Below are 20,464 nucleotides of genomic sequence, written 5' to 3' on the forward strand. Positions count from 1 at the left end.
CGCTCAGAGATGCTTCTCGAAGAACAGGTCAGGGTAGGGGTCGTCGTTGAAGCGCGGGATCTCGGTCCAGCCGCTCCGGCGGTAGAGCTGGCCGGCTTCCGCCAGCGCGCTGTTGGTGTCGAGCCGCAGCACCGCGATGCCGAGCTCGCGCGCGGCCTTCTCGGCCGCGTCCATCAGGCGGCGGCCGAGGCCAAGCCCGCGCGCGCCAGGTGCGACCCAGAGCCGCTTGATCTCCGCGAACTCGCTGCTGCTGCCCTTCAGCCCGACGCAGCCAATCGACAGGCCGTCCGACATCGCCACGATGAAGCTGCCGCGCGGGCGGACCATGTCCTTCGCATCAGGGTCGCGCGACAGCTTGACGTCAAATCCCTGTTTGAAGCGCCGCGCCAGCTCGGCGTAATATTCGCCGAGGCAGTAGCGCGCCGCATCGCTGTGCGGGTCCATCTCCTGCAGTGCCGTGCCGTCGCGCCCGAGCGCCGAGGCAATCAGATCCATCGCCGAAAGCAGCGCCTCGCGCTGGGTGTGATGGCTAAGGAAGTCCTTGGCCTGCCGGTTGGAGATCGCCTCATAGGCGTTGAACTCGCGCTTGCCCGCCGCCGTCAGGTGGGCGATGCGGCGGCGCGCATCGTCGCCATGCGCCGTGGTCTCGATCAGCCCTTCGTCCTCGAGACTGCGCAACAGGCGGCTCATCAGGCCGGAATCGAGCCCGAGATAATCCCTGATGTCGCCGACGTCAGTGCGGCCGTGCCCGATCGCATTCAGCACCCGCGCCGCGCCGAGCGGCCGGCCGCGGCCGAGGAACGAGGTGTCGAGCGCGCCGACGGCGGAGGTCACGGCACGGTTGAAGCGGCGGACGCGGGAAACGGGGTCGAGCATATATCTGACTTTAGTCAGATATCGTCGCGGCGTCAATCGGCGGCCGATCCCGTTGATGGAGCCGGTGCGAACCTGCTGCGAGCCGGATATTGCTGGAACCTAGCCCCGCGCCAGCACCAGCACGTTGCCGGCAAGGATCGCGGCGGCGCCGGCGAGCACCGGCCAGCCCAGCACGAGGTGCTCGAACAACGCCGACAACACGAGGGCGACAAGCGGCACCAGCGCGAGCGTGTAGGCGGCGCGGCCGGGACCGAGCCGGCGCACCAGCTCGAAATAGAGCATGAAGGTGATGCAGGACGCGGCGATGGCGAGATAGAGGAAGCTCGTCAAATAGGAGAGCGAGACGTCGGCGGCAAACGGCGTGCGGGTCGCGACGGCCCAGAGCGCGCTCGCCGCCGCGCCGACGAATGCGCCCCAGGCGAGCACGGAGACCACGGGCAGCCCGGCGCGCTGGTTGCGCGCGCCGACCGTCGTCCCGGCGCCGGTCGCGACCGCCGCTGTGAGCGCCCAGGCCAGCCCCGCAAGCGGCGCAGCGCCATGCGCGGTGGCGCCGGGCAGGAAGATGATCGCAAGGCCAAGGATGCCGCACAGCGCGCCCCACACGAAGCTCGGGGAGATCGTGACGCCGAGCGCGGCCCGCGCGATCACGGCCGCGAACAGCGAGGATGTCGACAGCACCAGTGCCGCAAGTCCGCTCGGCATCCGCGCGGTCGCTTCATAGAAGGCGATGAAGGCAATGGCGAAGAACAACAGGCCCTGCAACGCGACGGCCAGCCGGTCCTTGCGCGGGATCCCGAGCGGCACGCCGCGCAGCCGGCCATAGCCGAGGAGGATGAGTCCGGCGAGCACCATGCGCAGCGCGACCGACCACGGCGCGGGCGTGACGCCGGCCTGCATCGCGGTGGCCAGTGCGCCGCCGCCCCACAGCAGTGCGGTCAGCGCGAACAGTGCGGCTGTCATGGCGTTGTGGCATCGTCGAGCAGCGCGCGCCAGCCGCCCGCGTCGATCCGCGCGCTCTCTCCCTCGAGCCGGGTGAGCGCGGAATCGAGTGTTGTCCGCTCGCTGTCCGAGAGGCGCGTGAGCAGCCGCGCTTCGATCGCACTGCCCAGTGCGGCGATCCTGTTGAAGGCGATCCGGCCGCTGCGGGTGATGCTGACCGCGGCGAAGCGGCGATCGGTCTTGGCCGGCCGCCGCATCGCGAAGCCGAGCTCTGTGAGCTGGCCGATGCCGCGGCTGACCGCGAACGGATCGAGCGCGCAAGCGCGGCCGATTTCGGAGGCATTGGCCGCATCGCGCTCGGCGATGACGGCGAGGATACGCCAGCCGGCCTGGCTCAATCCGAACGTCTCGCTGTAGAAGCTCTCGAGCGGGCGGGCGACCTGCGCCGCGACGAGGAACAGGCGATAGGGCAGCCAGGCGCTGAGCTTCAGGCCATCGTCGGATGCGGGGGCAGCGGTTTGCTTCATGGCGGCGAGGCTCGCACATGTAATTGCAAAGTGCAAGTATTGTGCAATAGATTGAAGCGATCGGAGCGCATGCGCGGAAATCCCGACACACTTGTCACTCCCATCATCCGTTGCCGCCGCGCCAGATTGCGGCATGGCCAATGACGAACGGCCTCGGCGCGGGAACTGCGCCGTGGTCGCGGAGTTCGTCCAATTCGAAAGATGGAGATCATCATGAGCAAATCGGCTGAGAACGATCGCGGCGGACTGGCGGCAATGCAGACCCCGCCCGTGGTGTCGCGGGAGGCGTGGGAGGCGGCGCGCCTGGAGATGTTGGTGAAGGAAAAGGCGCAGGTGCGGGCGCGCGACGCGCTCGCCGCCGAGCGGCGGCGGATGCCGTGGATGGCGGTCGAGAAGGCGTATGTCTTCGAAGGACCGAACGGCAAGGCGAGCCTGCTCGACCTGTTCGAAGGCCGCCGGCAGCTGATCATCTACCGCGCGTTCTTCGAGCCCGGCGTGTTTGGCTGGCCGGATCACGGCTGCCGCGGCTGCTCGCTCGGCGCCGATCAGGTCGGCCATCTCTCGCATCTGAACCAGCGCGACACCACGCTGGCTTACGCTTCGCGCGCGCCGCAGGCCGACATCGCGCGGCTGAAGGCGCGGATGGGGTGGGAGATGCCGTGGTACACAATCACCGACAGCTTTGATGCCGACTTCGGCGTCGCTGAATGGCATGGCCACAACGTGTTCGTCCGCGACGGCGAGCGGATCTTCCGCACCTATCTCGTTAACAGCCGCGGCGATGAATCGATGGGCACGGTGTGGAGCTATCTCGACATCACGCCGTTCGGCCGCCAGGAGCTCTGGGAGGACTCGCCGAAGGGTTATCCGCAGGGCCCGACCTACAAATGGTGGAACTGGCACGACAATTACGAGGTGGAGGCCGCGCCGAACGCGAAGTGGGCGGCCGTGACCGACGCCGGCGAGGCCGCGTTCCGCAAGATCGCGGAGCAGGAACGCAAGGCGACTTGACGGGGTGGAGCAGGGAGGACGCGTAGCGTCCTCCCTGGCGCTCTAGCGGCCGTCGTCCTTCGCAGCCGCGAGCCGCTTCAGCGCCGATAGCGTCTGCCGGAGGCCGCGGTCGAGGCGCTTGTCGCGGCGGATCACGACCGCGAGCCGACGGTAGAGCTTTGGCGACAGCGACCGGACGATCAGGTCGCGCTGCTTGGTGTTGGCCGGCACGGCCATGCCGGGCAGGATCGCGCAGCCGAGGCCGGCGCGCACCATCTCCTTGATCGCCTCGACGCTGCCCAGCGACATCAACGGCTTCAGCGACACGCCGCCCCGCGCCAGCCACTCGTCGGCGGTGCGCCTGGTGTTGCCGCCGGGTTCGAACAGCAGAACCGGCCTGGTCGCCAGCACCTCCGGCGTGATCCGCGGCGGCAGCATCATGTCGCGCGGCGCGATCAGCACGAACTCGTCATTCATGACCGGAGTGATCTCGAAGCTGCGCCCCGACACCGGCAGCGTGACCAGGGCGATGTCGATCGTGTTGTCCTCGACCGCCCGCGCGATCTCCGCGGTGTTGCCGGTCGTGACCGTGATCTCGAGCGAGGGCAGTGCGGCGCGCAGCTCCTTCAGGATCGGCGGCAGCAGGAAGATGCAGGCGGTCGCACCGGTGCCGAGCCGCACGCGGCCTGCCGTTCCCGCCGTCTGCTGCGCGACGGCGTCGACCGCCGACGTCACCGCCGCGCTGATCTGCTGCGCGTGTGAGAGCAACGCGACGCCGGCGGCCGTCGGCCTCGCCCGTCGCCCGACCCGCTCGATCAACGTCGCATTCAGGCTGCGCTCGAGCTGGCGCACCTGCAGGCTCACCGCGGGCTGCGTGAGTTGCAGCCGCTCGGCCGCTGCAGAGAAGCTCCCGCAATCGATCACGACAGCGAAGCTTTCGAGATAGTCGAGGTTGAGATTCTTCATCAAAGTATCTCTTATGCTGCGCATAACCAATCAAAGCTTCACTTATATAGCGCCGAGGCGCATGCTCGGGCAAGATTGACGGCTCGGGTGAGAGACGGAATGGCGACAGGCAACAACGGCGTCGTCGTGCGCGACGCAGCGGACGGCGATATGGCCGACGTGCAGGGCATCTACGCCCATCACGTGCTCAACGGACTGGCGACCTTCGAGGAGGTGCCGCCGACGGTGGACGAGATGCGTAGCCGCCGGAATGCGGTGGTAGCGGCGGGGCTGCCGTATCTCGTGGCAGATGTTGATGGACGCGTGGCCGGCTATTGCTATGCGACAGCGTACCGGCCGCGGCTGGCCTATCGCCACACCATCGAGGACTCGGTCTACGTGTCCAACGGGCTGCACGGCCGCGGTATCGGCGTGGCGCTGCTTCAGGGATTGATCGTGCGTACCGAAGCGGGGCCGTGGCGGCAGATGCTGGCCGTGATCGGCAACAGCGGCAACGCCGGATCGATCGCGCTGCATCGTCGCTTGGGCTTCGAGATGGTCGGGACGCTAAGATCGGTCGGCTTCAAACTGGGGCAATGGGTCGACACCGTGCTGATGCAGCGGCCGCTTGGACCGGGCGCCTCCACGCTTCCCGCGGAGAGGGAATTGCCACGGTGATCGCCCGCCGCGTCGTGGCCGCGCTCGGGCTGGCTCAACTGATCTCGTGGGGCGCGACCTACTATCTGATCGGCGGCTTCGGCGAGCAGATCGCCGCGGATCTCGGCTGGGGGCGCGACATCGTCTACGGCGGATTCGCCGCGGCGCTGCTGGCGATGGGCGTGGCGTCACCGCTTGCGGGGAGGTGGGTGGACCGCCGTGGCGGCCGGGAGGTCATGGTCGCAGGCGCCGTGATCAACGCGCTCGGCTGCGCCGGTCTCGCGGTCTCGCATCAGATCTCTACCTATTTCGCATCCTGGATCGTGCTCGGCCTCGGCATGCGGCTGACGCTGTACGATGCAGCGTTCGCGGCGCTGGCCCGGATCGGCGGACCGGAGGCGCGCCGCGCGATGTCCGGGATCACCTTGCTCGGTGGCCTGGCGGCAACCGTGTTCTGGCCGCTCGGCCATATGCTTTCGGAACAGTTCGGCTGGCGCGTCGCGGTGCTGGTTTATGCCGGGCTCGCACTGCTGACGGTCCCGCTGCATCTGCTGATCCCGAACAAGCGGTTTGCCGGCGTGCCGAGCTCCACGGCGCCGGCATCCAAGCAACCACGCGCCGCCAGCCGCCGGCAGCTTGCGGCGGCAGGCGCCCTCTATGCCGTCATCATGACCGGAGCGAATTTCCTGAATGCCGGCATGTCCGCGCACATGATCGCGGTGCTCGCCGGCCTCGGGCTCACCGTCACGGTGGCAGTATGGATCGCAACGCTCCGGGGCATCGGGCAATCCGCCGCGCGTCTCTGCGAAGTGCTGTTCGGTGCACGGCTCGATCCACTCGCGCTCAATCTGATGGCCTGCCTGATCATGCCGCTGTCGTTCATCGCCGGACTGTTCAGCGGAACGGCGAAGGAGATGGGGATTGCCTTCGCGCTGCTCTACGGCGCATGCAACGGCATTCTGACCATCACCAGGGGAACGCTGCCGCTGATCCTGTTCGATCATCGCAGCTATGGCACGCTGGTCGGCCGGCTCATCGTTCCGAGCTTCATCCTGCCCGCGGCGGCGCCGCTGGTCTATGCAGTCGTGATCGACCGGTACGGCGATGCCAGCGCGCTCTATCTCTCCACCGGCGTTGCCGTGACGACGTTGCTTGCGGCTGCGATGTTGAAGGTGATGTTCCCCAGAACTTCTTGAGCTCAAGGACTCGCTGCGGTGAACGGCGCAAGTTATCCTGTTTCAAAACCAGATAAGGGAGGCAGAAGAACATGGTGCCGTCGATCAAGACCCGCGTTGCTACATTAGCCCTTGCCACGCTGCTGTCCTGTGCCGGAGTGGGACACGCGCGCGCCGAGCAGCCGGGCGATCGGACGGTTGCGCTGCTCAAGAAGCTGATCTCTTTCGACACTTCGAATGGCCCGGGCGATACGCGGGCGCTCGCCGAATATCTGAAGTCGCAATTCGCGCCGCTCGGCGCCGAGGTGGACATCTTCGTCGCCCCGAACGGCAAGGCTGCGCACTTCATTGCGCGGCTGCGCGGCGACGGTTCGCGGAAACCGGTGCTGCTGGCCGCGCATGCCGACGTCGTTCCGGTCGAGCGCGAGAAATGGACAGTGGAGCCGTTCGCGGGCGTCGAGAAGGACGGCTTCGTCTACGGCCGCGGCGCGATGGACTTCAAGGGTGGGCTCGCCGTCTTCGCCGGCGCGGTGATGCGGCTCGCGGAGGAGAAGACGCCGCTGTCGCGCGATGTGATCTTCCTCGCCGAAGCCGACGAGGAGCAGGGGCAGTACAGCACGGTATGGCTGGCGAAGAACCATTGGGACAAGATCGACGCCGAATTCGCGCTGAACGAAGGCGGCTATGTGCTGCAGGAGCGCGACGGCGCGGTGCGTCAGATCAACGTCACGACGGCGGAAAAGCTCTCGGCGACGTTCGCGCTGAAGGCGACCGGTCCCTCCGGTCATTCCTCACGACCATTCCCGGCGGGCGCGATGGCCAACGATCGGTTGATTGCGGCGCTGGCCAAGCTGGCGGTGCACGATCCCGCCGTCAAGCTGGTGCCGGCGACCGAAGCCTATTTCAAGGCGCTGCTTCCGATCAGTTCGGAACAGACGGCAGCCGACATCAAGCAGCTATTGGCCGCGAAGGACCAGGGCGATCTCGACGCTGCCGGAAAGAAACTGGTCGCCGACAATCCCAAGGACAACCTGCTGCTGCACGCGCTGCTGCGCGATACCATGGTCATCACCATGATCGACGCCGGCATCAAGCCCAACGTCATCCCCGGCGACGCCAAGGCGGTCGTGAATACGCGGCTGCTGCCGGGCACCACCACGGATCAGATGATTGAGGAAATCAAGCGTGCGATCGGCGATCCTGGCATCGAAGTCAGCATCGTCACGTCGCTGTCGCAGCAGGACGCGCGGAACGCCTACTTGACGCGCTCCGAGATCCCGGCGTCGCCTATCAATACCGAGCTCTATGCGGCGCTGGACCGTAATGCGAAGCGGATCTGGAAGGACGCCGTCCTGGTGCCGACGATGTTCGAAGCGGGGACCGACGCCATCGCCTGGCGCGAGCACAATGTGCCGGTCTACGGCATCTATCCCTATCCGCTCGACGACGACATCCTGAGCCGGATGCATGGCAACGACGAAAGGATCGGCGTCGAGGCCATCAAGCAGGGGGCGGAGTGGGTCTACAACACGCTTCGCGAAGTCGCGAAGAAATAAGGGTCATTGCGAGAGGTAGTTGCCGAGAAAATCACGCTTGCCGAGCGGCACGCCGCGATGGCGCAAGATGGCGTAGGCGGTGGCGGCGTGGAAGAACAGGCTCGGCAGCGCGAAGCTGTACAGATAGCGCGCTGCCGGCATCGGCGGGACGCCAAACGGCAACGTGACGATGCGTTCCGCCGCGCGGTCGAAGGCCCGCACCGGGACCGTGTCGATGTAGTCGAGCGTTCGCGAGATCCGGGCGTAGGCCCCAACGAGGCTCTGTTCATCGTCGGCAAAGGGCGGCGGCTCGAGGCCGGCGAGCCGCCCGGCAGCGCCCTTGGCGTGATCGCTGGCCCGTTGCACCTGGCCGACCAGCGTCAGCATGTCCGGCGCCAGCCGCGCCGCGAGCATGGCGTCGGGATCGAGACCCCGTTCGCGGGCATGAGCCTCGCCCTTGCGCAGGAGATCGGCAAGCGCGTCGAGCATCTGCCGGAACACCGGAACGGAGGCGTCGTATAGCGGGGCGTTCATGGAATTGTCCTCGTCTCAACTCAAGCCGCCGGCTCGCGCGGCAGCCACAGCGATAGCCAGCCGCCGAGCGCCAGCAGCGCGACATTGCAGCCGAGCGCGACCGTGAAGGCGTGGGCGTAGTCGTCGGCCTGCGGATGCGGCCCGAGCAGGCTGTAGAAGACGCCGCCGATCACAGCGACGCCGAGTGCAGCGCCGATCTGGAAGGTCGAGATCATCATCCCCGATGCCAGCCCGGCATGGCGCGGATCGATGCTGCCGATCACGGCCTTGATGACCGACGGCATCACGGTGCCGAAGCCGAGCCCGCCGCAGATCAGGCCGAATTCAACGCTTTGCGGCAGCGCGCCACTGACCGACAGCATCACGACACCGAAGCCGATGACCTGGAGCGCGAAGCCGAGCGTCAGCGTGCGCGCGCCGAGCCATTGCATCACCAGCGACGACACCAGCGAACTCACGAAGAAGCCGGTGGCAAAGGGCAGGGTGGCGAGGCCGGCCGCCAGCGGTGAAAAATGCAGCCCACTCTGTAGGTAGACCGCAAAGGTGAGGTAGAACGACGACAGCATGTAGAAGGCGAGCGCCATCACCAGCCCGATGACGAAATCGCTGTTGCGCAGCAGATGCAGCGCGACCAGCGGGTCGCCGCCGCGGGCTTTCAGGCGCGCCTCGAAGCGGACGAAGGCGGCGAGCATCAGCGGAGAGGCCAGCAGCATTGCGACGATCCAGGCCGGCCAGCCGGATTCCCGTCCCTCGATCAGCGGATAGACCAGGAGGCCCAACGTGAGCGACAGCAGGATGACACCGCCGATGTCGAGCCGTTGGGTATGCGCGGCACGGGAGTCGGCGAGGTACAGCAGTCCGCCGATGAAAGCGGCGAGGCCGATCGGCACGTTGATGAGGAAGATCGCCTGCCAGGCCAGTCCGAACGGATGGGCCGAGACCAGGACGCCGCCGAGCACCTGGCCGCAGATGTTGGCAAGACCAAACGTCGCGCCGTAGAAGCCGAGCGCGCGGCCCTGTTCGGCCGCCGGAAACAGCACGCGGATCGAGGCGAGCACCTGCGGCGCCATCACGGTCGCGGTGAGGCCTTGCAGGATCCGCCCGGCGACCAGCACGTCCGGCGACCAGGCAACGCCGCACAGCACCGATGCGATCGTGAAGCCGGCGACGCCGGTCAGGAACATGCGCCGCCGGCCGAGCAGATCGCCGAGCCGGCCGCCCGTGATCAGGAACACCGCGTAGGTCGCGGCATAGGCCGAGATCACGAACTGCACCTCGCTCGCCGTCGCGCCGAGATTGTCGCGAATGGCCGGTAGCGCGAGGTTGACGACGTTGAAGTCGAGGATCGGCAGGAAGGCGCCGGTGAGCAGCACCGGCAGCGCCAGCCATCGCCGCGGGTCGACCGTTGCCGGCCACGTGTCGTCCAGTTGCAACGTCTCGGTGGTCTCGCTTGTCACCTGGCCGGCTCCTCCGCGTTGCCGGCGCGGCACACGAACTGCGCCGGCCGGTCGAACTTCCGGGAAGATGGCCTGTCCATTTGTGATAAGGTATTCTCCATACCTGCGAACCGAGTTTGCAAAAATGAACAGACCGCTCGACTGGAATGATCTTCGCCTCGTCCTCGCGGTCGCGCGGGAGGGCAGCCTCTCCGGGGCGGCGCGCAGACTGGGCGTGACGCATTCGACGGTGTTTCGCCGGCTCGGCGCGATCGAAGCAGCGATCGGCACGCGCCTGTTCGAGCGCTTCCGCGATGGTTATGCGCCGACACCGGCCGGCGAGACAGCGGCGGCGTCGGCGGCCCGGCTCGAGGACGAAGTGCTTGCGCTGGAGCGCAGGCTCACGGGACAGGACCTCAGGCCGTCAGGCCCGGTGCGGATCACGACGACCGATACGCTCGGCGCGGTGCTGATGGGGCATCTGCCCGCGATGCGCGCTGCGCATCCGGAGATCCAGCCGGAAATCATCATCTCCAATGCGATGGCGAACCTGACCCGCCGCGAGGCCGAGATCGCGATCCGGCCGACGCCGGCACCGTCCGAGCTGCTGGTCGGGCGGCGCGTCGCCGAGCTTGCCCATGCGGTCTACGGATCGCGGGCCTATCTCGCCCGGCGTGACGACAAGGATCTGTCCGCACACGATTGGGTCGGGCTCGACGATGCGCTGGCGGGAACCGTGATCGCCGGCTGGATGCGCGCGAACCTTCGCTCGGCGCGCTTTGCTTGCCGCGTCGATGCGCTTCCGGCGCTGCGCGATGCCGCGGCTGCCGGACTGGGGCTTGCGCTGCTTCCCTGCTATGTCGGCGATCTCGCGCCCGCGCTGCGCCGGCTAACGCCGAAGACGCTCGCCGAGCCGCGATCGGCGCTGTGGCTGTTGACGCATGACGATCTCAAGCGCACCGCGCGCATCCGCGCCACGCTCGATTTTCTGGCCAAGGCGCTCGCATCGGAGCGCGCGCTGTTCGAGGGAAGGCGGACCGGCCGTGTGCGGCGATAGCCGGCAGGCGCGCGGGCCGCTCACATCTCGAGAACTTCGGCCGGGATGTTTGCCACGCGACTCTCAGGCACCTGATGATGTTCGCGAAACGCACGGGCGATCGTCTTCAGTGCCGCGCGAGATCGCGCATCCGAGAGCGCGGACAGCAGTATGATCTCGGATGGCGGAAGGGCGGGCAGGCCGAATCGCCGGCTGACCTCGATTGTTCCGGCAGGCGCAAGCCGGCAGGAGAACACCGACGTGGCAAGGCCGGCAGCGACCGCATCGGCGACCGCAAAGGATCCGCAGCCGAGGAAGCTTTCCGTCCACGGGATGCCAGCCGCCGCGAGCGCGCGGGTCGCAATGTTGAGCACGCCGCAGGATGGCGAGGAGGCGGCCAGGCGCAGCGGTTCGCCCGCGCGACGGACAAAGTCCGGCGTCGCGAACCAGCCATAGTGGTCCGTCGTCAGCATCTCGCCGTCGCGGCCGTCGTCCTCGCGGCGGATGATGGCGGCATCGATGTCGCCGCGATCGAAGGCGGTGAGGAGATCGCGGGAATCGTCGAGCCGGACCTCGATGGTGAGCGCCGGATCGTGCGCGTGGAGTCGCGCCAGCAGGGTTGGAACCTCGGCGCCTCCGACATGGGTGGCAATGCCGAGCGAGAAGCGGCGTGGCCGCGCGGGCGACAGCCCCGCGACGGCCCGATCATGTGCGGCGAGCAGGTCGCGTGCGGGCACGACGAACGCCGCGCCCTGTGCCGACAGGCGCACCAGCCGCGGTGTGCGCTCGATCAGCCTGTGGCCGACCTGGCTCTCGAGACGCTTCAGCTTAACGCTGATCGCGCCTTGCGTGGTGCCGAGCGTTTCGGCTGCACGCGTAAAACTCCTGAGGTCGGCAATGGTCACGAAGGTCTTCACGGCGTCGATGTCGAGCGTGGTCATGTCAGTCATCCGGAATTGTTGTCTCTGAAATATCTAGTCATCCAATTCACCAATGCTCAAGCCGTGACTAGCTTTCTGCTGTGAAGCGCCGTGGCCACCCGATTCCTGCCGCTGCTGCCTCAATACATCGTGAGTCGATCGACCGACGCTGCTGCCAGCACCCTGGCAACAGCGTGCGGTATGCCGTTGGCTTGCCACAACAAAAGGCCTGATCATGTCCACTGAACTGAGTCGCCGCGGCGCCGTCGTGTTGTCCGCCGTATGCCTTGCCTGCCTAATGTTTGGATTGGAGATATCCAGCATTCCGGCGATCTTGCCGACGCTGGAGCGGGTGCTGCATGCCGACTTCAAGGCGCTGCAATGGATCATGAACGCCTACACGATCGCGGTGACCACGGTGCTGATGGCGATCGGGACGGTGGCGGACCGCTACGGGCGCAAGCGCATCTTCCTGGTCGCGATCGCGGCGTTCGGCATCACCTCGCTGATCTGCGGTGTCGCCCAGAGCGTCGAAATGCTGATCATCGCCCGCTTGCTGCAGGGGCTGAGCGGCGGCGCGCTGTTGATCTGCCAGATCGCCGTGCTGTCGCACGAATTTCAGGGCGGCCGGGTGCGCGCCGTCGCCTGGGGCTGGTGGGGCGTGATCTTCGGCATCGGCCTCGGCTTCGGGCCGATCATCGGCGGTGCCGTGGTCGCGCTGCTGAGCTGGGAATGGGTATTCCTGGTCCACGTGCTGTTCGCAGCGGTCGCGTTCGTGCTCACGATCGGCGGCGTGCATGAATCGAAGGATCCGAAGGCGAGCAGCCTCGATGTCGCCGGCATCGTGACGATGTCGCTCGCGGTGTTCTGCCTCGCCTTCTACATCACGCAGGGGCCGGATCTCGGCTTCGTCAGCTCGAAGGGGCTCGCGATCCTCGGCGTCTCCGCGCTGAGCTTCATCGCATTTCTCGTTGCCGAGAGAATCAGCCGGCGGCCGATGTTCGACTTCTCGGTGTTTCGGATCCCGGCTTTCTCCGGCTCGATCGTCGGCTCGGCCGCGATGAACCTCAGCTACTGGCCGTTCATGATCTATCTGCCGATCTGGTTTCACGCCGGCCTTGGCTATGACAGCGTGTCCGCCGGCCTTGCGCTGCTCGCCTACACGCTGCCGACGCTGGTGATGCCACCCTTCGCCGAACGGCTGTCGCTGCGCTACCAGCCGGGCCTGATCATTCCGGCGGGGCTGTTCACCATCGGCATCGGATTCATGCTGATGAAGTTCGGCAGCGCCGCCGCGCAGCCCGACTGGCTGACGATGCTGCCGGGCTGCCTGCTTGCCGGCATTGGCCTCGGCGTCACCAACACGCCGGTCACCAACACGACGACGGGCTCGGTCTCGAGCGACCGCGCCGGCATGGCCTCCGGCATCGACATGAGCGCGCGGATGGTCTCGCTGTCGGTCAACATTGCCTTGATGGGCTTCATCCTGGCGAGCGGGGTGCTGGCGCATCTGAAGGCCGTGCTGCCCGCGCTGGACGGCGCGCAACTCCGCAGCCTCGCGGAACGGATCGCGGCAGGTGATGCCGCGTCCGCGCCGGAGCTGACCGGCCCTGTCGTGCATCAGGCGCTCGCGAACGGCTTTGGCTGGGTGATGCTCTATGGCGGCATCGGCGTCTGGATCATGGCCGCGTTGAGCTTCCTGATCTTCCACGCGCGACCGGTGCGGCAGGCCGAAGTTCAATGCACCAAGTGAATTCGATGTCGCCGCGCCCGCCCCGCGACAGGGGCGGGCAGGCGATATTCACTTCACGAGGGTCAGCAGCGGCTTGTCCTTCTCGACGATATAGGTCGCAAGCTCGCTGGCGGTGACGGGGCCGACGTTCCTTGCCGCATGGATCGTGCCGGCGGGGATGAACAGCACGTCGCCCGCCTTCAGCGTTGCCGGCGGTCTGCCGTCGACATCGTATTCGAGCGTGCCGGCGAGCACATAGATGATCTCTTCGCCGGGATGCGTATGGCGGCCGAATGCCTTGCCGGGCGCGATGTCGACGCGCACCTGGACGGCTTCGCGTCCGGGCGCGCTGAGGTCGTGGCGCTGCAAATCGGTTCGCGCGAAGCCGGCCGGCTGCTGCGCCTGGGCCGTCGGTATCGTCAGGAAACTTCCGGCGATCAGGGCCGCTCTTGCGAGCAGGCGCGTCGCGGTCATCAGCTTGCTGGTCATCTTGAACTCCGGGGCTGTCTTCTGGACTTGTCCGACCGCGGACCGGCAGGCGGCCGGTCCGCGTCGGAGGTTGTCATGCGATGGTCTCAGACGAGGGTGGTGGTGACGTCGATGTTGCCGTGGACTGCCTTGGAATAGGGGCAGATGCCGTGCGCGGCTTCGATCAGCTCTTGCGCAACCTCGCGCTCGACGCCGGGAACGTGGACGTTGAGGCGCGCACTCAGGAAGAAGGCGCTACCGGCCTGGTTGAGATCGATCTCGGCGTCGACCTCGGGCTCGCTCGCGAGCTTGACCTTGCGCTGTCCGGCGGCAAGCTGGATCGCGCCGATGTAGCAGGCCGACCAGGCGGCGGCGAACAGGTTCTCGGCGGCGGGGTGCGGCTGCGGCAGCTTGACGTCGAGGAAGCCGTCGCGCGAGCGGGCGGCGCCGTTCGGGCCGGCGGTGACGTGGGTCTTTCCGGTGACGAGAACCTTTGCATTGGCGGTCATGGCGAGCTCCTTTGGTTGAATATAGATCGCATCCGATCTAAGCGGATGCGCGGTGAAATAGACCTCGCGTTTGACCATGTCAAGCACTTCCGATTTAATCGGATACGATTTATATTGGCCGAGACTTCACAAACTCCGGAGACGCCCGTGACCCGCACCGCCAAGGCCGAGACCAAAGGCCGAAAACTCTCGAATTTTCTGTGCTTTGCGGTCTATTCGGCCAATCTGGCCTTTGGCCGCGCCTATAAGCCGATCCTGGACGCGGTCGGCCTGACCTACACCCAGTACATTGCCATGATTGCGCTGTCGGAGGCCGACGAGCAGACCGTGAGCGCGCTCGGCGAGAAGCTGTTCCTGGAATCCAACACGCTGACGCCGATCCTCAAGAAGCTGGAGCAGAGCGGCTACATCAGCCGCGTCCGCGATCCCGCCGACGAGCGGCAGGTGCGCGTGAGCCTGACGGCGGTGGGCCGGCGCCTGCTCGACAAGGAGATCAACGCGTCGCTGGTCGACGCCACCGGGCTCGGCGACGAATTTCCCATCGTGCAGAAGAGCGTGGTCAGGCTGCGCGACAATCTGCTGCACCACACGCGCGGCGATTCGAAGAAGGGCTGATGCTGAGGCAGCGGCGCGCTGGTACGCCACGACGTGCCGCCGGATCAAATTGTAACGGGCTGTATCCGAGCCGCGTCGTTCCGCATTTCCGCCACGGCGCAACCGGCAACTCCGCTCCGCTTCTGGTTGACGCGGAGGAGAGTTCGACTTGCGTAGAATGTTGCCATCCGTCTGCGGGGTGATTGCGATGGCGAGTTTGCTTTGTACGGCGGTGCCGATCGCTCTGGCCCAACCGGCTTCACCGGATCGAGCAGCGCCATCGCCGCGCGCAGGCGGCGATCGTTCGCCGGCGGGCGCGGCCGAGATCTGGGACGCCAATCATGATGGCGTCTACACCTGCGACGAGTGGAAGGCCTATCTCGGGCGGCTGTTCGATCGCGCCGACCGCAATCGCGACGGAAACGTTACTCCGTCGGAGTTCGAGGGCGTTCGTCGCGCCGGCAGCGCGCTCGCCGACGCGGATTTCGGCTATTTCGACGAGAACCAGGATGGCAAGATTACCCGCCGCGAGTTCGTCGAGAAGCCGAACGAGTTCATCCTGCAGAACGACAAGAACGGCGACTGCCGCGTCACGCCGGAGGAGCTCAAGGGGTCGCCGACCGAGCAGAAGCAGCCTGGCGGCAGGGGCAAGCGATCCTGAGGTTCGATCTAGCCGGACACGAGCTCCGGAAGCGCGGGGCGAGTCGGGCTTGCCCCGCTCCGATCCGATCCAAGATGCACCGCCCCAGGCAATCTGATCCGGACAAGCAAGCCGTGCGGTGCGTTGTCGTGCAAGGACAACTCGCCGCCATGGCCGCACACCATGGCCTGAGCGATCGGCAGGCCGAGCCCGAAGCCGCTTTTCTCGTCCATGGTGCGGGCCTCGTCGCCGCGGACGAAGGGCTTCAACATCTCGGCTCGGCGATGCTCCGGAATCCCCGGACCGTCGTCCGATACGTCGATGGTGGTGTGATCGGCGGATGCGGTCAGCCGGATATCGACCTCGCTGCCGAACCGCAGGGCATTTTCCACCAGGTTCGTCACGGTCCGGCTGATATCGCTGGGGCGGATCAACAGCGAAGCCCTGAGCGGGCCGTGGTAGCGCACGACATGGCCGCAATCGGAGAACTGCTCGCTGATCGTCTGCAGCAGGGCGGCTACGTTCACAAGGGTCGGCTTCGCCGCGCTGCCGCCGCTCAGGAATGACAGCACCGATTCCAGCATGGCCTGCATCTGGTCGAGGTCGTGCAGGGTCTCCGCACGCTGGGTGTCGTTCTCGATGTATTCGGATCTGAGCCGCAGCCGGGTGATCGGCGTTCGCAAATCGTGACTGATGGCGGCGAGCATGCGCGTGCGGTCATTCATCAGCGTGGTGATGCGTTCGCGCATCCGATTGAGTGCGACTGCGGCGGCGCGGATCTCCTCCGGGCCGGTCTCGGCAAGCGGAGCGGCCGCCTGGCTGATGCTGAAATTCTCGGCGGCACGGGCAAATGCCGAGAGCGGAGCACTGAGCGCGCGGCCGGCCCACACGCCGAGCAGCGTGACGCTGACGAACAGGAACAGGAATGTGCTGACCCAGAATACGCCGAAGAAGGGCGGCATTTTCGCCGGGCCGATTGTCGCTTCGAACAGGGCGCCACCCGGCAGTCGAACCACCGCCGGCGCGGTCTTCGTGGAAAACTCCAGGTCGACATCGTCGACGCCTGATACTCCGGACGAAGCATCGTCAGACACGCCTGGACCTGCGTCGCGCAGTGCGAAATGCAGCCGGGGGAAAGCCTGGTCGGCAGCCTGCAACAGCATCGCGCGATCGGCCGCAGGGGTCTCGGCGAGAAGCCTGGCAACCAGCTGGAACTGATGGATCGGCCTGTCCGCGAACGATCTCGGCTTCTGGCTGGTGAAATAAAGCCCGATCAGCGCGTGGATCAACACCAGCGAAAACAGGACCAGCGCGGCGATCTGGCCGCTGATCCGGTGGAAGCTGAAGAGCGCGGCAATCCTGCGGGTCCAGCTCATGCATCCTCCACATGCGGCGTGAAGATGTAGCCGCCGGTGCGCACCGTCCTGATCACCGATGGTCCTTCGCCGGCATCGAGCTTGCGGCGAAGCCGGCTGACCAGCACGTCGATGCTGCGCCCGAACGGGCTGGCCGGCCGGCTGCGCGTCATGGTCAAGAGGCCGTCCCGCGTCAGGATCCGGCCGGGCCGCTCGCAGAAGGCCTGCAGCAGGTCGAACTCCGCGCTGGTCAGCGGGACCTGGGCGCCGTCGGGATCGCGCAGTTCGCGCAGGCGAAGATCGATGGTCCAATCCTGGAAGCGCAGGCGCGCGGCGCTCTGGCCGGAGCGTCCCGCGAGGCCAGCCTGGGCCTGGCGGCGCAGCACCGCGTTGATCCGCGCCAGCAGTTCGCGCGGATTGAAGGGTTTGGCGAGATAGTCGTCCGCCCCCATCTCGAGCCCGAGGATCCGGTCGAGGTCCTCGCCCTTCGCCGTGAGCATGATGATGGGAATCGTCGAGTCGCTGCGAAGGCGCCGACACAGCGTTAGTCCATCCTCTCCCGGCAGCATCAGGTCGAGCACGACGAGATCGAGCGAGTGTCCGGCAAGGTAACGATCCATTTCCTTGCCGTTCGAGGCGGTGGCCACCAGGCACGATTGGTCGCGCAGGTAGCGAGCAATCAAGTCTCTGGTCGGCAGGTCGTCCTCGACGACCAGGATTTTTGGCGTATGAGCGAGCATGGTTTGCGACTGGACCTCGTCATCAGGGCATTTGCGCGCATTGGAGCGCGCCGGCTTAGCCACCAATCGACCAGCATGCGCATCGCTTGTGGGCGGCATTGCGCCTTTTCGTCAGCATAGTGTTTCTGAACTGTAAGCGGCGCTCGCGGCTGGAAACAAAACCGGGACGGCGGCCGCGTCGCACAGCGCTCACAGTCCCCAATCACTGGAAATAATCCCGCAATCCAGCAGCCACACCGCAGCCATCACCATCCCGCCACAACGGGCGACTGGTTCGCGAGGTGTGGAATGAAGACGTGGCGAAGCTTTGTCGCGGCGATTGTGCTGACGGGATTTGCGATCCCGGCGACGTCGGTGAACGGGCCAGTGACCTGGCTGTTGTTGGCACCGGCGGCGGCCCAATCGGTTGATGCGATCACGATCGAAGGCAACCGGAGAGTAGAGGCGGAGACCATCCGCTCCTATTTCAGGCCGGGGCCGGGCGGTCATCTCGATCAGGCTGCGATCGATGACGGGCTCAAGGAGCTGGTCGGGACCGGGTTGTTCCAGGACGTCCAGATCAATCACGCGGGTGCGCGGATCGTCGTCTCGGTCGTCGAGAACCCGGTAATCGACCGTGTCGCGTTCGAGGGCAACAAGAAGGTCAAGGACGAGCAGCTCTCGGCCGAGGTGCAATCCAAGCCGCGAGGCACGCTGTCACGACCAATGGTGCAGTCGGATGCGCTGCGGATCGCCGAGATCTACCGCCACTCGGGCCGCTACGACGTGCGCGTCACGCCCGAGATCATCGAACGTTCGAACAACCGCGTCGATCTCGTCTTCACCGTCGACGAGGGCGCCAAGACCGGTATCAAGACCATCGCGTTCATGGGGAACAACAGCTTCACGGCCGCGCGCCTGAAGGATGTGATCAAGACCCATGAGACGAACTTCCTGAGCTTTCTCGGCAGCGCCAACATCTATGACCCCGACCGCGTCGAGGCCGATCGCGACCTGATCCGCCGTTTCTACCTGAAGCATGGCTATGCGGACGTGCAGGTGGTGGCCGCGCTCGCCGAGTATGACCGCGAGAGCAAGGGTTTTCAGGTCACCTTCAAGATCGATGAGGGACAGCAGTACCGCGTTGCGACGGTGAGCTTCCGCTCGACGATTACGGGCTTCGATCCAAGCATCCTGCGCTCGCTTTCGCGGGTCAGCGAAGGCTCGCTCTACAATGTCGAGGCGATCGAGAAGTCGGTCGAGGATATGCAGATCGAAGCGTCGCGCCGCGGCTACGCGTTCGCGGTGGTCCGTCCGGACGGCGACCGGAACTTCGAGGCCCACACGGTGGGAATCATGTTCCGCTTGGAGGAGGGGCCGCGCACCTATATCGAGCGGATCGACGTTCGCGGCAACGGCCGCACGCGCGATTACGTGATCCGGCGCGAGTTCGATCTCTCCGAGGGCGATGCGTATAACCGTGCGCTGGTCGATCGCGCCGAGCGGCGGCTGAAGAATCTGGACTACTTCAAGACGGTCAAGATCACCACCGAGCCCGGCTCATCGAGCGATCGGGTGATCCTGATCGTCGATCTGGAGGAGAAGTCGACCGGCGACTTCTCGGTCTCGGGCGGTTACTCGACGACCGACGGCGCGCTCGCCGAGGTCAGCGTCTCCGAACGCAATTTGCTCGGCCGCGGCCTGCTCGCGAAGGCGACGGTCAGCTACGGCCAGTACTCGCGCGGCCTGTCGCTCTCCTTTGTCGAGCCGTATCTGCTCGACTATCGCGTCGCGCTCGGGCTCGATGCGTATTACAAGGAGCAGCTGCCGACCGACTACACGACCTATGGCGTGAAGACGATCGGGTTCTCGCCGCGGCTGGGTCTCGCCTTGCGCGAGGACCTGACGCTCCAGCTGCGCTATTCGCTCTATCAGCAGGAAGTCTCGCTCGATAGCGCCTATAACAACTGCAACAACAATGCCTCCAACACATCGCTCGCGTTCAATCCGACGCCTGCTTACATCAAGAATGTGCTCGGCGGCGTCGATCCGACCAACTCGGTCTCATCAGGACTCAATGGATATGGTTGCTACGGCGACGGCGAATCCACCTTGCCCGTGCGCAAGGAGCTGGCTGCGGGCGCGACCTGGACCTCGCAAATCGGCTATACGCTGACCTACAACACGCTCGACAACACCAAGAACCCGACCGACGGCCTGCTGATCGACTTCAAGCAGGATTTTGCCGGCGTCGGCGGCGACGTGACGTATCTGAAGAGTGCGGTCGATGCGAAATACTACACGCCGCTGGTGTCCGACCTCATCGGCCTGATCCATCTGCAGGGCGGCGTGCTCACCAAGGTCGGCGACAACGATCTGCGCATGCTGGATCATTTCCAGATGGGGCCGAACCTCGTGCGCGGCTTTGCCACCAACGGCATCGGGCCGCGTGACATCACCTATGCGAGTTTCGGGGCGGTCGGCGATGCGCTCGGCGGCACCAAATATTGGGGTGCGTCGATGGAGCTGCAGATGCCGTTCTGGTTCCTGCCCTCGGAGGTTGGGCTGAAGGGGGCGGTCTACGCCGATGCCGGCTCGCTCTGGGGGTATCAAGGACCGACATCGTGGACCGCGACCGGCGAGGTCAACACGCCGGCGTGCCCAACCTGCGGCCTGCAATACGACGATCAGAACGTCGTGAGAACCTCTGTCGGTGTCGGCCTGATCTGGGCGTCGCCGTTCGGGCCACTGCGCTTCGACTACGCCGTGCCGATCACGAAAGGCAAGTACGACATTGTGCAGGAGTTCAGGTTCGGCGGCGGGACGTCGTTCTGATCTGGCAAGCCTACCACCTACCGACGTGGCCGCGGAGCGACG

General features: G+C 66.1%; 20 protein-coding genes. 9 read left to right on the forward strand and 11 right to left on the reverse strand.

What is annotated here, in order from left to right; all coding sequences use genetic code 11:
- Positions 1-3: 3 nt before the first annotated feature.
- The 3 genes from JQ573_RS01625 to JQ573_RS01635 all read right to left on the reverse strand — a co-directional run bounded on the left by JQ573_RS01625 (position 4) and on the right by JQ573_RS01635 (position 2,342).
- On the reverse strand, positions 4-876 hold the full coding sequence (locus tag JQ573_RS01625) for a bifunctional helix-turn-helix transcriptional regulator/GNAT family N-acetyltransferase (protein WP_212317911.1): 873 nt from the start codon (positions 874-876) through the stop codon (positions 4-6).
- A 99-nt stretch (positions 877-975) separates the two neighbouring features.
- Positions 976-1,836: a DMT family transporter gene (locus JQ573_RS01630; RefSeq protein WP_212317909.1), complete on the reverse strand. Its 861-nt coding sequence runs from the start codon at positions 1,834-1,836 to the stop codon at positions 976-978.
- Complete coding sequence (locus JQ573_RS01635) at positions 1,833-2,342, reverse strand: MarR family winged helix-turn-helix transcriptional regulator (protein WP_212317907.1); 510 nt, start codon at positions 2,340-2,342, stop codon at positions 1,833-1,835. The genes JQ573_RS01630 and JQ573_RS01635 overlap by 4 nt, the downstream gene beginning before the upstream one ends.
- A 213-nt stretch (positions 2,343-2,555) precedes the next feature.
- On the opposite strand from JQ573_RS01635, the gene JQ573_RS01640 reads away from it, so the two are divergent.
- The gene (locus JQ573_RS01640) at positions 2,556-3,353 is read left to right on the forward strand and encodes a DUF899 domain-containing protein (protein WP_212317905.1); all 798 of its coding nucleotides are present in this window, start codon (positions 2,556-2,558) and stop codon (positions 3,351-3,353) included.
- A gap of 42 nt (positions 3,354-3,395) precedes the next feature.
- On the opposite strand, the gene JQ573_RS01645 is transcribed toward JQ573_RS01640, so the two are convergent.
- The gene (locus JQ573_RS01645; RefSeq protein ID WP_212317904.1) at positions 3,396-4,298 is read right to left on the reverse strand and encodes a LysR family transcriptional regulator; all 903 of its coding nucleotides are present in this window, start codon (positions 4,296-4,298) and stop codon (positions 3,396-3,398) included.
- A 99-nt stretch (positions 4,299-4,397) separates the two neighbouring features.
- On the opposite strand from JQ573_RS01645, the gene JQ573_RS01650 reads away from it, so the two are divergent.
- The 3 genes from JQ573_RS01650 (at position 4,398) to JQ573_RS01660 (ending at position 7,665) form a co-directional block, all read left to right on the forward strand.
- Positions 4,398-4,955, forward strand: coding sequence for a GNAT family N-acetyltransferase (locus JQ573_RS01650; RefSeq protein ID WP_212317902.1), 558 nt, complete (start codon positions 4,398-4,400; stop codon positions 4,953-4,955).
- Positions 4,952-6,130 (forward strand): MFS transporter, encoded by a 1,179-nt coding sequence (locus tag JQ573_RS01655; protein ID WP_212317900.1) that lies wholly within the window; start codon positions 4,952-4,954, stop codon positions 6,128-6,130. The genes JQ573_RS01650 and JQ573_RS01655 overlap by 4 nt, the downstream gene beginning before the upstream one ends.
- A gap of 71 nt (positions 6,131-6,201) precedes the next feature.
- Positions 6,202-7,665, forward strand: a complete 1,464-nt coding sequence (locus JQ573_RS01660) for a M20/M25/M40 family metallo-hydrolase (protein ID WP_212317898.1) — start codon at positions 6,202-6,204, stop codon at positions 7,663-7,665.
- Positions 7,666-7,668: 3 nt separating this feature from the next.
- Here the strand turns inward: JQ573_RS01660 and JQ573_RS01665 are convergent, their stop codons facing one another.
- Positions 7,669-8,178, reverse strand: a complete 510-nt coding sequence (locus JQ573_RS01665; protein WP_212317896.1) for a DUF1993 family protein — start codon at positions 8,176-8,178, stop codon at positions 7,669-7,671.
- 20 nt (positions 8,179-8,198) lie between these two features.
- Positions 8,199-9,635, reverse strand: a complete 1,437-nt coding sequence (locus JQ573_RS01670; protein ID WP_312011337.1) for an MFS transporter — start codon at positions 9,633-9,635, stop codon at positions 8,199-8,201.
- Between the two features lie 124 nt (positions 9,636-9,759).
- Between JQ573_RS01670 and JQ573_RS01675 the strand changes: the two genes are divergently transcribed.
- Positions 9,760-10,671 carry a LysR family transcriptional regulator gene (locus JQ573_RS01675; RefSeq protein ID WP_212317892.1) on the forward strand — a complete coding sequence of 304 codons (912 nt, stop codon included), beginning with the start codon at positions 9,760-9,762 and terminating at the stop codon, positions 10,669-10,671.
- A gap of 20 nt (positions 10,672-10,691) precedes the next feature.
- Here JQ573_RS01675 and JQ573_RS01680 read toward each other — a convergent pair whose 3' ends face one another.
- A complete protein-coding gene (locus tag JQ573_RS01680) occupies positions 10,692-11,591 on the reverse strand; it encodes a LysR family transcriptional regulator (protein WP_212317890.1) in 900 nt (299 codons plus the stop codon).
- Positions 11,592-11,805: 214 nt separating this feature from the next.
- Here JQ573_RS01680 and JQ573_RS01685 point away from each other — a divergent pair, with 214 nt between their 5' ends.
- Positions 11,806-13,323 carry an MFS transporter gene (locus JQ573_RS01685; RefSeq protein ID WP_212317888.1) on the forward strand — a complete coding sequence of 506 codons (1,518 nt, stop codon included), beginning with the start codon at positions 11,806-11,808 and terminating at the stop codon, positions 13,321-13,323.
- A gap of 48 nt (positions 13,324-13,371) precedes the next feature.
- Here the strand turns inward: JQ573_RS01685 and JQ573_RS01690 are convergent, their stop codons facing one another.
- Both JQ573_RS01690 and JQ573_RS01695 read right to left on the reverse strand, forming a co-directional pair.
- Positions 13,372-13,776, reverse strand: coding sequence for a cupin domain-containing protein (locus tag JQ573_RS01690; protein ID WP_212318054.1), 405 nt, complete (start codon positions 13,774-13,776; stop codon positions 13,372-13,374).
- 101 nt (positions 13,777-13,877) lie between these two features.
- Complete coding sequence (locus tag JQ573_RS01695) at positions 13,878-14,279, reverse strand: Ohr family peroxiredoxin (RefSeq protein WP_057019809.1); 402 nt, start codon at positions 14,277-14,279, stop codon at positions 13,878-13,880.
- Positions 14,280-14,426: 147 nt separating this feature from the next.
- Between JQ573_RS01695 and JQ573_RS01700 the strand changes: the two genes are divergently transcribed.
- Both JQ573_RS01700 and JQ573_RS01705 read left to right on the forward strand, forming a co-directional pair.
- Positions 14,427-14,894 carry a MarR family transcriptional regulator gene (locus JQ573_RS01700; RefSeq protein WP_312011339.1) on the forward strand — a complete coding sequence of 156 codons (468 nt, stop codon included), beginning with the start codon at positions 14,427-14,429 and terminating at the stop codon, positions 14,892-14,894.
- 187 nt (positions 14,895-15,081) lie between these two features.
- The gene (locus JQ573_RS01705) at positions 15,082-15,534 is read left to right on the forward strand and encodes an EF-hand domain-containing protein (RefSeq protein ID WP_212317885.1); all 453 of its coding nucleotides are present in this window, start codon (positions 15,082-15,084) and stop codon (positions 15,532-15,534) included.
- Between the two features lie 8 nt (positions 15,535-15,542).
- Here the strand turns inward: JQ573_RS01705 and JQ573_RS01710 are convergent, their stop codons facing one another.
- On the reverse strand, positions 15,543-16,889 hold the full coding sequence (locus JQ573_RS01710; RefSeq protein ID WP_212317883.1) for an ATP-binding protein: 1,347 nt from the start codon (positions 16,887-16,889) through the stop codon (positions 15,543-15,545).
- Positions 16,886-17,608 (reverse strand): response regulator, encoded by a 723-nt coding sequence (locus JQ573_RS01715; protein ID WP_212318052.1) that lies wholly within the window; start codon positions 17,606-17,608, stop codon positions 16,886-16,888. The genes JQ573_RS01710 and JQ573_RS01715 overlap by 4 nt, the downstream gene beginning before the upstream one ends.
- 288 nt (positions 17,609-17,896) lie before the next feature.
- On the opposite strand from JQ573_RS01715, the gene bamA reads away from it, so the two are divergent.
- Positions 17,897-20,422 carry an outer membrane protein assembly factor BamA gene (gene bamA / locus JQ573_RS01720; RefSeq protein ID WP_212317881.1) on the forward strand — a complete coding sequence of 842 codons (2,526 nt, stop codon included), beginning with the start codon at positions 17,897-17,899 and terminating at the stop codon, positions 20,420-20,422.
- Positions 20,423-20,464: the final 42 nt, after the last annotated feature.

Origin of the sequence: Bradyrhizobium sp. AUGA SZCCT0105, assembly GCF_018129565.1 — a bacterium.
Lineage (GTDB): Bacteria > Pseudomonadota > Alphaproteobacteria > Rhizobiales > Xanthobacteraceae > Bradyrhizobium.

Coding starts and splice junctions, on each gene's coding strand:
- JQ573_RS01625 (WP_212317911.1), bottom strand. CDS start 876: ATGCTCGACCCCGTTTCCCGCGTCCGCCGCTTCAACCGTGCCGTGACC.
- JQ573_RS01630 (WP_212317909.1), bottom strand. CDS start 1,836: ATGACAGCCGCACTGTTCGCGCTGACCGCACTGCTGTGGGGCGGCGGC.
- JQ573_RS01635 (WP_212317907.1), bottom strand. CDS start 2,342: ATGAAGCAAACCGCTGCCCCCGCATCCGACGATGGCCTGAAGCTCAGC.
- JQ573_RS01640 (WP_212317905.1), top strand. CDS start 2,556: ATGAGCAAATCGGCTGAGAACGATCGCGGCGGACTGGCGGCAATGCAG.
- JQ573_RS01645 (WP_212317904.1), bottom strand. CDS start 4,298: ATGAAGAATCTCAACCTCGACTATCTCGAAAGCTTCGCTGTCGTGATC.
- JQ573_RS01650 (WP_212317902.1), top strand. CDS start 4,398: ATGGCGACAGGCAACAACGGCGTCGTCGTGCGCGACGCAGCGGACGGC.
- JQ573_RS01660 (WP_212317898.1), top strand. CDS start 6,202: ATGGTGCCGTCGATCAAGACCCGCGTTGCTACATTAGCCCTTGCCACG.
- JQ573_RS01665 (WP_212317896.1), bottom strand. CDS start 8,178: ATGAACGCCCCGCTATACGACGCCTCCGTTCCGGTGTTCCGGCAGATG.
- JQ573_RS01675 (WP_212317892.1), top strand. CDS start 9,760: ATGAACAGACCGCTCGACTGGAATGATCTTCGCCTCGTCCTCGCGGTC.
- JQ573_RS01680 (WP_212317890.1), bottom strand. CDS start 11,591: ATGACCACGCTCGACATCGACGCCGTGAAGACCTTCGTGACCATTGCC.
- JQ573_RS01685 (WP_212317888.1), top strand. CDS start 11,806: ATGTCCACTGAACTGAGTCGCCGCGGCGCCGTCGTGTTGTCCGCCGTA.
- JQ573_RS01690 (WP_212318054.1), bottom strand. CDS start 13,776: ATGACCGCGACGCGCCTGCTCGCAAGAGCGGCCCTGATCGCCGGAAGT.
- JQ573_RS01695 (WP_057019809.1), bottom strand. CDS start 14,279: ATGACCGCCAATGCAAAGGTTCTCGTCACCGGAAAGACCCACGTCACC.
- JQ573_RS01705 (WP_212317885.1), top strand. CDS start 15,082: ATGGCGAGTTTGCTTTGTACGGCGGTGCCGATCGCTCTGGCCCAACCG.
- JQ573_RS01710 (WP_212317883.1), bottom strand. CDS start 16,889: ATGAGCTGGACCCGCAGGATTGCCGCGCTCTTCAGCTTCCACCGGATC.
- JQ573_RS01715 (WP_212318052.1), bottom strand. CDS start 17,608: ATGCTCGCTCATACGCCAAAAATCCTGGTCGTCGAGGACGACCTGCCG.
- bamA (WP_212317881.1), top strand. CDS start 17,897: ATGAAGACGTGGCGAAGCTTTGTCGCGGCGATTGTGCTGACGGGATTT.